Origin of the sequence: Litorivita pollutaquae (assembly GCF_003205515.1) — a bacterium.
Taxonomy (GTDB): Bacteria; Pseudomonadota; Alphaproteobacteria; order Rhodobacterales; family Rhodobacteraceae; genus Litorivita; species Litorivita pollutaquae.
Map to the genome: position 1 here is coordinate 120860 of NZ_KZ826482.1, position 13642 is coordinate 134501.

General features: G+C 58.7%; 15 protein-coding genes. 13 read left to right on the forward strand and 2 right to left on the reverse strand.

The features are described from left to right. Positions 1-21: 21 nt before the first annotated feature. The 7 genes from DI396_RS04500 (at position 22) to DI396_RS04530 (ending at position 6492) form a co-directional block, all read left to right on the forward strand. Positions 22-891, forward strand: a complete 870-nt coding sequence (locus DI396_RS04500; RefSeq protein WP_110795000.1) for a DUF2059 domain-containing protein — start codon at positions 22-24, stop codon at positions 889-891. A gap of 496 nt (positions 892-1387) precedes the next feature. Beyond that, on the forward strand, positions 1388-2038 hold the full coding sequence (locus DI396_RS04505) for a 50S ribosomal protein L21 (RefSeq protein ID WP_110795361.1): 651 nt from the start codon (positions 1388-1390) through the stop codon (positions 2036-2038). A 6-nt stretch (positions 2039-2044) separates the two neighbouring features. Further along, positions 2045-2314: a 50S ribosomal protein L27 gene (gene rpmA, locus DI396_RS04510; protein ID WP_110795001.1), complete on the forward strand. Its 270-nt coding sequence runs from the start codon at positions 2045-2047 to the stop codon at positions 2312-2314. Between the two features lie 129 nt (positions 2315-2443). Beyond that, positions 2444-2980: a GNAT family N-acetyltransferase gene (locus DI396_RS04515; protein WP_110795002.1), complete on the forward strand. Its 537-nt coding sequence runs from the start codon at positions 2444-2446 to the stop codon at positions 2978-2980. A gap of 31 nt (positions 2981-3011) precedes the next feature. Further along, positions 3012-4049, forward strand: a complete 1038-nt coding sequence (gene obgE, locus DI396_RS04520; RefSeq protein WP_110795003.1) for a GTPase ObgE — start codon at positions 3012-3014, stop codon at positions 4047-4049. Then, complete coding sequence (gene proB, locus DI396_RS04525; RefSeq protein WP_110795004.1) at positions 4037-5143, forward strand: glutamate 5-kinase; 1107 nt, start codon at positions 4037-4039, stop codon at positions 5141-5143. The genes obgE and proB overlap by 13 nt, the downstream gene beginning before the upstream one ends. Positions 5144-5226: 83 nt before the next feature. Continuing rightward, positions 5227-6492 carry a glutamate-5-semialdehyde dehydrogenase gene (locus tag DI396_RS04530; protein WP_110795005.1) on the forward strand — a complete coding sequence of 422 codons (1266 nt, stop codon included), beginning with the start codon at positions 5227-5229 and terminating at the stop codon, positions 6490-6492. A gap of 67 nt (positions 6493-6559) precedes the next feature. Here DI396_RS04530 and DI396_RS04535 read toward each other — a convergent pair whose 3' ends face one another. Then, entirely contained in the window at positions 6560-7162 is a 603-nt protein-coding gene (locus tag DI396_RS04535; protein WP_110795006.1) for a histidine phosphotransferase family protein, read from the reverse strand. A gap of 29 nt (positions 7163-7191) precedes the next feature. Here DI396_RS04535 and DI396_RS04540 point away from each other — a divergent pair, with 29 nt between their 5' ends. The 3 genes from DI396_RS04540 (at position 7192) to DI396_RS04550 (ending at position 9124) form a co-directional block, all read left to right on the forward strand. Next, on the forward strand, positions 7192-7374 hold the full coding sequence (locus DI396_RS04540; protein ID WP_110795007.1) for a DUF3553 domain-containing protein: 183 nt from the start codon (positions 7192-7194) through the stop codon (positions 7372-7374). A gap of 140 nt (positions 7375-7514) precedes the next feature. Further along, on the forward strand, positions 7515-8294 hold the full coding sequence (locus tag DI396_RS04545) for an L-ornithine N(alpha)-acyltransferase (protein ID WP_110795008.1): 780 nt from the start codon (positions 7515-7517) through the stop codon (positions 8292-8294). Beyond that, complete coding sequence (locus DI396_RS04550; protein WP_110795009.1) at positions 8291-9124, forward strand: lyso-ornithine lipid O-acyltransferase; 834 nt, start codon at positions 8291-8293, stop codon at positions 9122-9124. Before DI396_RS04545 ends, DI396_RS04550 begins: the two co-directional genes overlap by 4 nt. 31 nt (positions 9125-9155) lie before the next feature. On the opposite strand, the gene DI396_RS04555 is transcribed toward DI396_RS04550, so the two are convergent. Further along, positions 9156-9776, reverse strand: coding sequence for a thiamine phosphate synthase (locus tag DI396_RS04555; RefSeq protein ID WP_110795010.1), 621 nt, complete (start codon positions 9774-9776; stop codon positions 9156-9158). A gap of 145 nt (positions 9777-9921) precedes the next feature. Between DI396_RS04555 and DI396_RS04560 the strand changes: the two genes are divergently transcribed. The 3 genes from DI396_RS04560 to DI396_RS04570 all read left to right on the forward strand — a co-directional run bounded on the left by DI396_RS04560 (position 9922) and on the right by DI396_RS04570 (position 13407). Continuing rightward, a complete protein-coding gene (locus tag DI396_RS04560; RefSeq protein WP_110795362.1) occupies positions 9922-10677 on the forward strand; it encodes an RNA methyltransferase in 756 nt (251 codons plus the stop codon). A 90-nt stretch (positions 10678-10767) separates the two neighbouring features. Further along, positions 10768-11916, forward strand: coding sequence for a heme A synthase (gene ctaA / locus DI396_RS04565; RefSeq protein WP_110795011.1), 1149 nt, complete (start codon positions 10768-10770; stop codon positions 11914-11916). Between the two features lie 3 nt (positions 11917-11919). Next, positions 11920-13407 carry a carboxypeptidase M32 gene (locus DI396_RS04570; RefSeq protein WP_110795012.1) on the forward strand — a complete coding sequence of 496 codons (1488 nt, stop codon included), beginning with the start codon at positions 11920-11922 and terminating at the stop codon, positions 13405-13407. Positions 13408-13642 lie beyond the last annotated feature (235 nt).

The window sequence follows — 13642 nt, forward strand, 5'->3', positions numbered from 1 at the left end:
GCCTCAGTCGAAAGAAAAGCCATGTCCCGTTTTACGACCCGTCGCGCCGCACTGTCACCAGTCGCGGTCTTTCGCGCGCTTCTCCTTTTGGGGGCGCTCTTGATATGGGCCGCAAGCGCACCGGGCGCGCGCGGCGCCGACCGCGCCCGGCTCGAAGCGTTTTTGGAGGTTACCGGCTTTGGCGTCGCCCTGGACAGCATCGCTTTATCAGCCAGCAATGCCCCCGCGATGCTTGGCATGGAGGAGGGGGTTTTTGGCACCGATTGGTCCCGCATCGCCGAGGACGTGTTTGACACTGAGTTGATGCGCGAAACCGCGATTGAGATCCTCGCCGCAACGCTCGAGGATGATCTATTGGTCCATGCGGCGGGGTTCTACGCCACGCCTTTGGGATTGAGATTGGTGGAAACCGAAAACGCCTCGCATTTCGATGACAGTGGCGTTGCCGCCACCGAGGGGCAGGAAATCATCGCGGATCTGGTGCAATCAGGCTCGGAACGTATCACCTACTTCAAGCGCATGAACGCCGCGATTGACAGCTCGGACACATCGGTGCGCGCCGTGCAGGAGATCCAGGTGCGGTTCTTGCTGGCCGCCGCCGCCGCAGGCGTGGTGGAAATGACCATGGACGAGCCGGACCTGCGCGCGGCGCTCAAGGCCGACGAGGGCCAAATGCGCCGGCAGATGCAAATGGATGCGCTCATCAACACTGCCTATGTCTACCGCGATTTCACCGATGCCGAGGTGCTTACCTATACCGAAGCCTTGGAAGATGCGCGGATGAAAACCGTCTATGATTTGATGAACGCGGTGCAATACGAGATCATGGCGCAGCGGTTCGAGGTTTTGGCCGGTAGAATGGCGGGGTTGGAACAGGGGCAGGAGCTTTAAACCTGCGCAGCGCAAGAGGGGCATCGAACGAAATAGATGTACTTGGCGCCATTTGATGCGGCACAATCGGAAACGATAAAATGGAACAGATGTGGCTCTTGAAGCGCATCCGTCCGATGGCCTTGATTTTCCAACCATGTCAGGCCACAGAGGACCAAATCCTCGCGCCGGCGGCGATGTCCACATTTCGGCCAGATGGGAATATGGCTTAGGCCCCGGCGGCAAGGACTATGCCGAGACCTTATCCGCCGCATAAACGGGCACCACGACGTTCCACGCCGCGCCATGAAAGGCAGGGTCAAAGGTGCAAATCCCCCTTGACACCTTCCAACAATCCGCCGATAAGCCGCCATCTCGACAGGGGTGATCCCTGTTTCGGGTGATATTGACATGACGCCCGACAGGGGCGCGCAGTTCGCGGCGGCAGATGCCACAACGCCAGATGGATCACGATCCGGACGGGGCCACAGGACGCGACAAGGAAAAGGAAAGACGCATGTTTGCGGTCCTCAAGACTGGCGGCAAGCAGTATAAGGTTCAAGCGGGCGATACGCTCCGCGTTGAGAAACTTGCTGCTGCAGCTGGCGAAAAAATCCAATTCAACGACATTCTGATGCTCGGCGGTGATAAAACCGTTGTTGGCGCGCCGCTCGTCGCAGACGCCGGTGTCCAAGCCGAAGTGATCGACCAGATCAAAGGCGAGAAAGTCATCAATTTCGTAAAACGTCGCCGGAAGCACTCGTCGAAGCGCACCGTGGGCCATCGTCAAAAACTGACGCTGATCCGTGTGACCGACATTCTGGCATCGGGCGCCGACAAATCCGGCGTCAAAGCCGCATTGGGTGCGGGTTCTGTTCCCGCTTCGGCTCTTGCCGCTCAAGACGCTGCAGCCCCGAAAAAAGCCGCCGCAAAGAAACCCGCCGCCAAAGCCGCAGCCAGCGGTTCGGATGACTTGAAAAAGCTTTCCGGTGTTGGCCCCGCGCTCGAGAAGAAATTGCTCGAAAACGGCGTGACAACCTTTGCTCAAATCGCAGCATGGAGCGCAGACGATGTCGCCGCGATGGACGAGAAGCTCTCGTTCAAAGGCCGTATCGAGCGCGAAGGCTGGATCGAACAGGCGAAAACACTCGCCGCAGAACAGGAGTAACACCCCATGGCACACAAAAAAGCAGGCGGTTCCTCCCGTAACGGTCGCGACTCTGCGGGTCGCCGCCTTGGCGTGAAGAAATATGGCGGCGAATCCGTCATTCCCGGCAACATCATCGCACGTCAGCGCGGCACCAAATTTTGGCCGGGCAATGGCGTTGGCATGGGCAAGGATCACACCATCTTTGCAACTGTCGATGGCGCGGTGAAATTTCACACCGGCCTCAAAGGCCGCACGTTTATTTCGGTTCTGCCAGTGGCGGAGGCCGCTGAATAAGCCGACCTGAACGATTAAAGTTTAAGGGGATCGGCAAAATCGCCGGTCCCCTTTCTTGTTTGTCGTGGTGATCCCATATGGGATGTGTAGGCCGCAATGGGGGCGTGAACTCTTGGAGGAGAAGAGCGCATGATGACGCAAATGACAGACCAACCGGTGATCGAGGCCGAGCGTTGTACGCTGCGACCGCTGCGCATGTCCGATAAAGGATTGATCGACCTCTACGCATCCGACGAACGGGTTGCGATGAACACCACGTCGGTTCCGCATCCCTTGCCACCCGGGACAACAGACGCCTTTATCGCGCGCAGCCTTTCGGCCAAGCGTTCCGAAGATGTTTGGGTCATGGATGCGACAAAATCCGGCGGCGCCGAGCTTAAGGGCTTGATTTCGCTAGAGCGTGTCGATGACGATCAATGTGAAATCGGCTATTGGGTCGCACCGGCGTTTTGGAACACCGGCGTTGCCAGCCGCGCGGTCGCCGCGCTTTTGGAGGCCAATCCGCTGAACTGCCGCACCTGTTTCGCATCGGTGTTCCAAGACAACGCCGCATCTGCCCGCGTCCTGACCAATTGCGGTTTTGAATATATTGGGGACGCCGAGACATTCTCGGTGGCCCGAAACGCAAAGGTCGCGATCTGGACCTACAGCCGAACCTTCGGTTGATCCCGCGATGACCTTTGCTTAGGAGAACGTTATGAAGTTTCTTGATCTCGCAAAGGTCTATATCCGGTCCGGTTCGGGCGGCGGTGGCTGTATCAGCTTCCGGCGCGAGAAGTATATCGAATATGGCGGCCCCGACGGCGGCGACGGCGGCAATGGCGGCTATGTCTGGGCGGAGGCGGTTGATGGGCTCAATACGCTCATCGATTTCCGCTACCAGCAGCATTTCTTTGCCAAAAACGGCCAACAAGGCATGGGCAACCAACGCACCGGGGCCTCGGGCGACGACATCGTGTTGCGCGTGCCGGTCGGCACCGAAATTCTGGATGAAGACCAGGAAACCGTTATCGCCGATATGACCGAATTGGGCCAAAAGGTTCTATTGGCCAAGGGCGGCAATGGCGGTTTTGGCAACCTGCACTTCAAATCCGCCACCAATCAGGCGCCACGCCGCAAAAACCCCGGTCAAGACGGGGTGGAGCGCACGTTATGGCTGCGGTTGAAATTGATCGCCGACGCCGGTTTGCTGGGCCTTCCCAATGCCGGTAAATCGACGTTCTTATCGGCCAGCTCCAACGCCCGCCCGAAAATCGCTGATTATCCGTTTACCACCTTGCATCCCAACCTTGGCGTTGTCGGAATTGATGGCGCGGAATTCGTCGTTGCCGATATTCCGGGGCTGATTTCCGGCGCCTCCGAAGGCCGCGGACTGGGCGATCGTTTCTTGGGTCATGTCGAACGCTGCGCGGTTTTGCTGCATCTGGTTGATGGCACATCGGAAAATATTGCCGAGGATTATCAAGAGATCATCGGCGAGCTTGAAGCCTATGGTGGTCATTTGGCCGACAAACCCCGCGTCACCGCGTTGAACAAGATTGATGCGCTGGACGATGACGAACGCGCCGAAGCCAAAGCCACGCTTGAGGCGGCCGCCGGCGCGCCGGTTCTGATGATGTCGGGGGTCAGCGGCGAGGGCCTCAAAGAGGTGCTGCGCGCGGTGCGCGCCGAGATCACCGATGACCGCATCCGGCAAAAGAAGGCCGATGAGGAGATCGAGCCGTGGCGTCCCTAAGCTCCGCGAAACGCATTGTCATAAAAATCGGCTCGGCCCTGTTGGTAGACCGCGCCACGGGGGCCTTGCGCGCCGATTGGCTGCGCGGTCTGGCCCAGGACGTCGCCATGCTCAAAGCGCGGGGCGCGGATGTGATCCTCGTGTCCTCGGGCTCGATTGCCTTGGGGCGAGGGGCCTTGGGCTTGCCGGCGGGGGCACTGCTGCTCGAACAGAGCCAAGCCGCCGCCGCAGTGGGGCAAATCCGCCTTGCCCGCGCCTATGAGGAAGTGCTTGCGCCGCATGGAATCACCACGGCGCAGGTTCTGGTGACCCTCGAAGACAGCGCCGACCGCCGCCGTTACCTCAACAGCCGCGCGACCTTGGAAACATTGGTGACGCTTGGCGCCGTGCCGATCGTCAACGAAAATGACACGATCGCCACCGATGAAATCCGCTATGGTGACAATGACCGTCTTGCCGCACAGGTCGCGGTGACCGTTGGCGCGGATCAATTGATCCTTCTGTCCGATGTTGACGGGCTATATACCGCCAATCCACAGATCAACAACGCCGCAAAACATATTGATATCGTTGAAAAGATCACTCCAGAAATCGAAGCAATGGCGGGCGAGGCAACCTCGGGGCTGAGCAAAGGTGGCATGAAGACCAAACTGGTGGCGGCGCAAACTGCCACGGCGGGTGGATGCGCCATGGCCATCACCGAAGGCTCGCGCCTGCGGCCCTTGCTGGCGCTGCAAAACGGCGCCAAGGCCACGTGGTTCATGGCCGAAGTCGATCCGCAGGCCGCGCGCAAACGCTGGATCGCGGCGATGAAACCCAAGGGGAAATTAACCCTCGACGCTGGTGCCGTGGCCGCATTGGAAAACGGAAACTCTCTTTTGCCCGCAGGCGTTACGGAGGTCGGCGGCCGGTTTGGCCGCGGTGACCCGGTGGCGATTTGCGGCCCTGATGGCCATAAGGTCGCGCAGGGATTGGTGCGATATACGGCCGACGAGGCCAATCAAACCAAAGGTTTGCGCACCGGCGCAATCGAAGCGCGCTTGGGATACCCCGGACGCTCGGTTTTGATCCACCGCGATGACATGGCGCTTTGAGCGCCGTTCCTCTGGCGGCGCCCCTATGTTAACATGCTGATCATGAATCTTTGAGCAGCACGCGAAGTTTGAAAGATAAGCCAATGAAAGATAACGCAGATATCAAATCCATTATGGATGAAATCGGCCGCAATGCCAAAGCCGCTGCTGCCAAACTGGCCTTTGCCAGCAGCGCGGCCAAGGCCAAGGCCCTGACACATGCCGCAGATCGGGTTTGGGCACGCCGCGAGGAAATTATCGCCGCCAATGCAAAGGACCTCGCCTTTGGGCGCGACAAGGGTCTGTCGGATGCGATGATGGACCGGTTGATGCTTGATGCGCCGCGCATTCAAGGCATTTGCGACAGCCTGCGCGCCGTCGCCGGACAAGACGATCCCGTGGGCGAGGTGTTGACCGAATGGGACATGCCGTCCGGGTTGCATATCAAACGCCAACGCACGCCTTTGGGCGTGATCGGTGTGATCTATGAAAGCCGCCCGAATGTCACTGCGGATGCTGCGGCGCTCTGCCTCAAGGCCGGAAACGCCGCGATTTTGCGCGGCGGCTCCGAAAGTTATCATTCCGCGACATTGCTGCGTGATTGCATCCTTGAAGGTCTGCGCGCCGCCGACTTGCCTGAGGCCTCGGTGCAATTGGTGCCGACCCGTGATCGCGCCGCAGTGCAGGAAATGTTGACCATGACCGACACCATCGATGTGATTATCCCGCGCGGAGGCAAGGGTTTGGTCGGTTTGGTGCAACGCGAGGCGCGGGTGCCGGTTTTTGCCCACCTTGAAGGCATTGTGCACATTTACATCGACGCCAAAGCCGACGCCAAAAAAACCATGGACGTGGTGCTGAATGCAAAAACCCGCCGGACAGGCATTTGCGGCGCGGCGGAATGCCTGTTGATCCACAAGGACATCGTTGACGGGCTCGGCCGCGCGGTGGTTGAAATGCTGGTGGCGGCGGGCGTGCGTGTGCATGCGGATGCGACCTTGGCCAAGATCGAAGGCACAGTGCCGGCGACCGGCGACGATTGGGGCCGTGAATATCTCGACATGGATATTGCCGCCAAGGTTGTCGATGATGTCGACGGAGCCATCGCCCATATTCGCCAATATGGCTCCAACCACACCGATTGCATTCTCACCGAAACCGACGCCACCGCCGAACGGTTTTTTGAGCGACTCGACAGCGCGATTTTGATGCGAAATGCCTCGACGCAATTTGCTGATGGCGGCGAATTTGGTATGGGCGCCGAGATCGGAATCGCCACCGGAAAACTGCATGCCCGTGGCCCCGTCGGCGCGGCGCAACTGACCTCGTTCAAATACATTGTTGTCGGGGATGGCACTGTGCGCGGCTGACCATCAACAGGCACGAAAAAGGCGGAGGAAACCCCGCCTTTTTTACATTAAAATTGGCATGTAAGCCTCAGCATACGATGCTTATTTCGCTTTCTTCACGCTCCAGCGTGAGGCGTTTTCCGATCCCGTTCAACACCTGCGGCAGCAACGCAAATTGCACCTGCGCCGGCGCCACTCCGGCGCCCTCTTCAGACCGCTCCATCACATTCCACGGTAAATCCTCATGACGCAGTTTCGGTGCCGTACCGACCACCGCCCATCCGGGGCTGCGTTCGGTAACACGGATGGTGCCGCCAAAAGGCATCGCGGATTCGAGACATTGAATGGCCAAGAACACCGCCTGCGCCTCGCTGCGCGCCAAATCGCTTTGCGGCGCCCAATCAAATTCCACCCGCGCGCCTTTGGCAATGCCTGCCAGAATCGAGCACACTTCGTTTTTACCGATCATCTGGCCTTCGCTCGACATGCCAAAAGCCACACGGAAAAACCGGATGCGGGCATTGGCATTCTCGACGCTTTCGGAAATCAACGCCATTTCCGGCGAATTGCCGACCCCGCTGCTCATTGCCAGCAATTCCATGCCATTGCTGATCGCGCCAATCGGGCTGATCAGGTCATGACAGATACGCGATCCTATCAATGCGGCGAGTTCGAGATTAGACTGGCTCATGATAGACCTCCGAGCAGGATGAAAACAGAATGGATGATCTCAATGGATTTTTGGCACCGGGGATGCGGGTGATCCACCCGGCGCAACCCGATTGGGGCATTGGGCAGGTGCAGTCCAACATCGGTGGCAAGATCACAGTAAATTTCCCCGAGGTTGGCAAGATCGTCATCGACGGATCGCGCATTGCATTGAGTCCTGTCTTTGATCCGTGATTTCAGTTACCGAAAGGTTAACGTCGTGGCATCAAGGGGACAACAGGCGTAATTCGCCGCACCAGCGTCCGGTATCTGCGCTTGCTTCATAGGGCACGGGTGCCTAGAAGGCATAACACTTTGCCAAACGGACAGGTAGGATGCGCGCCGAGACCCCACAGCTTCAGGTCAAACTGGCTGAAACAGAGGACGAACTGCGCGCTGCGCAGCGGCTGCGCTATCATGTCTTCGTCGAAGAATTGGGCGGCGGCGGCGAAATGGTGGACCACACGGCGCGATTGGAACGCGATCGGTTTGATCCCTATTTCGACCATTTGATATTGATTGATCCCACCCGCGATGCGGAAAATCTGGACCATGTGGTCGGGGTGTACCGATTGCTGCGCGCCGAGCAGGCCGAAGCCGCAGGGCAATATTACTCCGAAGACGAATATGACATTTCGGTCTTAAAAAACTCGGGGCGCAAATTGCTCGAACTGGGCCGCTCTTGCGTGCATCCGGATTTTCGCGGCGGCATGGCTTTGTTCAAGCTATGGAGCGGGCTCGCGGATTTCATCCTTGCCAATGAAATCGATATTCTTTTTGGCGTGGCCAGCTTCCACGGCACCGATGTTGCGGCCTTGGCACCGGCTTTGTCGCAATTGCACCACCGCCATTTGGCCCCCGAATCCCTACGGGTGCGGGCGCAACCGGCGCATTTTCAACGTATGGACCTGATCCCCGAAGATGAACTGGACCGCGCCGCGACCATGCGGATGGTGCCGCCATTGATCAAATCCTACCTGCGGCTTGGCGGCTATATCGGCGAGGGCGCGTTTATCGATCATGCCTTCAATACGGTCGATGTCTGCCTTGTGGTCGATATGGATCACCTGACCGACAAGAAAAAAAGCCTCTATTCAAAAGACGCGGGGAAATGAGCGACCTCTGGCATCCTGAAAACGAGCCAGAGCCGATCAAAATTACATGGCTCGGCTGGATCCTGGTGCTGCTGCGCGGGGGGGCATTGTTGGTGCTGCTGCTGGGCGGTTTGATGCTCCTGTTGGCGCTGCGCCTTGCAGAGCGCCCGATTTACGGGCTGCACCGGCCATGGACGCCCTGGATTACCCAAATGGTCTGTCGCGCGGGCCTTGCGATCTTTGGCATCCGCCACCGGATTCATGGCGAACGCATGAACCTACGCGGGGCAATTGTCGCCAACCACACCACTTGGTTGGATATTTTTGCGCTCAATGCCCGCAAACGGATTTACTTCGTCTCTAAATCCGAAGTGGCGGGCTGGCCCGGCATTGGATGGTTGGCGCGGGCCACGGGAACGGTGTTCATCACCCGCGACCGTAAACATGCCAAACAGCAACAAGATGTGTTCGAATCCCGTCTGTTGGCGGGACATAAACTCTTGTTCTTTCCGGAAGGGACTTCGACCGATGGGATGCGGGTTTTACCTTTTAAATCAACGCTTTTTCAGGCGTTTTTTACCGAAGATTTGCGCGATCACCTGTATGTGCAACCGGTCTCTGTGGTCTACCGCGCGCCAAAAGGTCGGGACGCGCGGTTCTATGGTTGGTGGGGCGATATGGAGTTTGGCCCGCATATGTTGCAAACCCTTGCCGCGCCGCGTCAGGGATCCGTTGATGTTCACTATCACAGACCGCTCAAAGTGTCGGATTTCAGCGATCGCAAGGCATTGGCTGCTGCCTGCGAAACCGCAGTGCGGGCCGGCATGCCCCCCGAACGCCAGATTCTTTAACGGTTTGTATAACGGTCTGGGCCGCCCGACGTCAGCGCAACGCCGCGGTCAAATCGGCCAAGGCCTGAACCGGATCGTCATGGGACCAGATTTCTTCGCCGATACCAAAGAAATCCGCCGCCGGGGCCAAGGCCGCGATCAACCCGGCATCCAGAGCGCCTTCGGCCACGGCCGGCAATTCGATCACCTCCGACCACCACGTGAGGATTTCAGGGTCGACCACATCGCCGGTGCCAAGCGCCGTCTGCCCGATCGGGCCAAAGCTGATGTAATCGGCACCGGATTCGCCGGCGTTCATTCCCTCGTGACGTGAGGTGCCGCAATAGGCGCCGATAATCGCATCCTCGCCCAGTTCCTTACGTGCATGGCGCACCGTGCGCGCGCCATCGGTCAAATGCACGCCGTCAAGACCAAGACGTTCAACCAACATCAAATGGCGCTCCACCACCAAGGCGACGTCGCGCGCATGGGTCACTTCGCGGCACGCATCCGCTGCGCGGCAAATCACATCCTCATCCTGACTGGCCAGAGCAAGTCGCACGCAAGCGATCTCCTGAGCATCAAGAACGCGCGCTAACACATCTGGAAAGCGAGACAATTCCAATTCGGGCGGCGTGATAAGGTACAGCTGTGGTTGCTCGGTGTCGGCCATGATGCGGCTCCTGATCTTGAACGTGGCCTTTGCTATAGCGCAGGGCGCGGCGCGGGGCCAGCGGCATTGCACCGCGCAGGCGCCCGAATGCTTGCCCCGCTTGGACCAACCGCGTATCAGGCGGCATCGACAAAGGAAGCCCGACATGTCTCGTTCCACGCCCAGCACCGCCCCCCAACCTACGTTTGTTTTGATCCGTCCGCAGATGGGCGAGAATATCGGCGGCGCAGCCCGCGCCATGTGGAATTTCGGTCTTGACCGAATGCGCATTGTTGCGCCCCGCGACGGTTGGCCAAACGGGCGTGCCGTGGCCATGGCCAGCGGTGCAGGGCGGCTTTTGGATGATGCAGGGTTGTTCGAGGGCACGGCGGAGGCTTTGGAAGATTGCCACTATGTTTTCGCCACCACGGCGCGGCAACGCGGATTGACCAAACCCATCGTCAGCCCCGAACGTGCCATGCAAATGGCCGCCGAAAAAATCGCGGCGGGCCAAAAGGTTGCGGTCATGTTCGGCCCGGAACGCGCCGGTTTGGAGAATGACGATATCGCCCGCGCCAATGCGATTATCTCGGTGCCGGTGAACCCTGAATTTGCCTCGCTGAATCTGGCGCAATGTGTGCTTTTGACCGCCTATGAATGGCAACGCACCAGCGGCGAGATCACCCATTATACCGACGAGATGGCCAAAACCGAATGGGCCAGCAGCATGGATGTTGAAAAGCTTGCGGAACATTATGAAGACCGGCTCACTCAATCGGGTTTTTTCTTTCCCGAAGAGAAATCCGAAGGCATGAAAATCAACCTGCGCAATTTGTGGAGCCGGATGCCCTTGACCCGCGCAGATGTGCAAATGCTGCATGGTGTGATGCGGCAAATGGTGCGTTGGAAAGAGCGCGGTTGAACCGCTCTTGAAGGGGCAGGGCGCGCGCCCTAATCTATCCAGACCTAATCTTCCTAGACACGGCAAAATAACAGACCCGAGGCAGAGCACATGAGCCAGAAACGCAGCATTTTCGAAGAGGTCACCGAGACCGCGCAGGATCAGGTCGCCGCGCCCAAAGCCGCCGGCATAATCGACCGTGGTCATCGCGGCGCGCGCGGCGCGATCCGGATCTGGTTGATGATGCTCTTTACCTTGGTCGCGTTGATGATCGCGGTGGGCGGGTTGACGCGGTTGACCGACAGCGGGTTATCGATCACCGAGTGGCGCCCCTTGACCGGCGCCTTGCCCCCGATGAATGCAGCCGATTGGCAATCCGAATTCGCCAAATATCAGGAGATCCCAGAATTCCAGGTGCAGAACAAATGGATGGAACTTTCTGATTTTAAACAAATATATTGGTGGGAATGGGGACACCGGCAATTGGGCCGGGTGATTGGCCTTGTTTGGGCGCTCGGTTTTTTCGGCTTTTTGGTTTTGCGTAAAATTCCGACCGGTTGGACCGGACGCCTGTTGGGTATTGGCGTGCTTGGCGGGCTGCAAGGCGCCGTCGGGTGGTGGATGGTCGCCTCTGGACTGACCGGCACGATGACCGATGTGGCCTCTTACCGGCTTGCCACGCACCTCGGGTTGGCCTTTATCATCCTCGGCTTCATCGCGTGGTATGTCTTCATGCTCGGCCGTGAGGAGCGCGATTTGATGCAGGCACGCCGCGCCAAAGAAGTAAAACTTTTTGGCATGGCGACCGGATGGATGCATTTTGCCTTCCTACAGATCCTTCTTGGCGCACTCGTCGCGGGGATCGATGCAGGACGCTCTTACACCGATTGGCCTTTGATGGGCGGGCAATTCCTGCCGCCCGATGCGATGATGATGGAGCCGTGGTGGCGCAATTTCTTTGAGAACCCCGGATTGGTGCAATTCGTCCACCGCATGTCCGGTTATCTGTTGCTGATCTATGGGGTGGTTGTGCTACGGCGCGGGTTGCGCTCGGCGCATCCGCGTACTGTATTTGCATTCAAAGCGGCGTTTATTGCACTGATTGCACAGGTGATTTTGGGTATCTACACCGTCATGACCGCCGCGCCATGGCAGGTCGCCATCGTGCACCAATTGCTGGCCGTTGCCCTATGGGTGTTGATCATCCGCGCCCGGTTTGCGGCACATTACCCGAAAACAACCTCCATTCGCGGGACCTAAATCATGAGCAAAGCAACGGAATCCTATGCGGCATTGATGGCCCATGAGCGGATCAGCCAAGCCTTGGTACAAGTCGCCGGACGGCTGGGCTGGGATCAGGAAACTGTGATGCCACGCGGCGCGGCCGATCAACGCGCCGAAGAGACCGGCGCCATGGAAAGTGTCTTGCATGCGCGGCGCACAGATCCGGGTATCGGAGAATGGCTGGCGGATCTTGAAACGGCCGATTTGACCAATGTGCAATCCGCGAACCTACGCCACATCAGCCGCAGTTACACCCGCGCAAACCGCGTCCCGGCGGATTTGGCGCAGCGGCTTGCCACGCTGACCTCGCGCGCCCAAGGGCAATGGGCCGACGCACGTGAGGCCAATGATTTCGCCGCCTTCGTGCCGGTCCTGTCCGAAGTTGTCGCGCTGAAGCGTGAAGAAGGCGCGGCCTTGGCAGACGGCGGCGATGTCTATGATGCGCTGCTGGATGATTATGAACCGGGCGCGACAGGGGCGGATCTATCGGCGATGTTCGCATCCTTGCGGCCGGCGTTGGTGGATCTACGCGCTCGCGCGCTTGAAGCCGCCGCGCCGGCACCACTGACCGGCACATTCGATGCTGGCAAACAAATGAAATTGGCCCGTAGCATTGCCAAAACCTTTGGCTATGATTTTAAACGCGGGCGGATTGATAAGGCGGTGCATCCGTTTTCCTCCGGCGGCGGCGCAGATGTGCGCATCACCACGCGCACCCAAGAAGACGATCCCCTGAATTGCCTCTATTCCACGATCCATGAGGTCGGCCATGCCTGTTACGAGCAAAATATCGACGCGGCCTATGCGTTGACGCCACTGGGGCAGGGTGTGTCGATGGGCGTGCACGAAAGCCAAAGCCGGATTTACGAAAACCAGCTTGGCCGTTCGCGCGCCTTTACCGAATATCTCTACGGGCAAATGCGCGACAGCTTTGGCGACTTCGGCTGCGCCAGCGCCGAGGATTTCTATCGCGCGGTCAACCGCTTGAATCAGGGGTACATCCGCACCGAGGCCGATGAGGTTCAATATAACCTGCATGTGATGCTGCGGTTCGATCTTGAACGCGCGTTGATCGCCGGAACTCTCGCGGTGGCCGATTTGGAAGAGGCTTGGAACACGCGGTTCGAGGCTGATTTCGGATATCCCGTGGATCAAGCCTCGAACGGATGTTTGCAAGATGTGCATTGGTCCGTCGGTTTGTTCGGTTATTTTGCGACATATAGTTTGGGCAATGTCTATGCGGGATGTTTGAACGAGGCGCTCTGCGCGGCCGTGCCCGATTTGGACGCGCAATTGCGCGGCGGCGATCTCGGCCCCGCGACGGAATGGTTGGCGCAGAACCTGCAACGCCATGGCGGGTTGATGCCCCCGCGCGAGGTCATCACACAGGCCGCAGGAGCCGCGCCCAACGAAGCGCCTCTTCTGGCCTATCTTGAGGCGAAATTTTCCGATATATACCATCTTTAAGAGACATTCTTAAAGTGGATCCATCGCCCCCAAGCACCGTAAATCGGGGGGCGATGCGCGGTCTGTGGCGACATCTGAAATCTACCAAAAAGAGACGCGATAGAACGGTCAGGCCGGCCCATATTGGTGGCGGCCGAGTCTTGATGGCAGTCGGGTCCGAAACGGAACAGCCCAAACCCGGAAGATATGACCTGCGCTGCGCGGGGCCACTGCGGGGAGGCTCTGGGGGTGATCC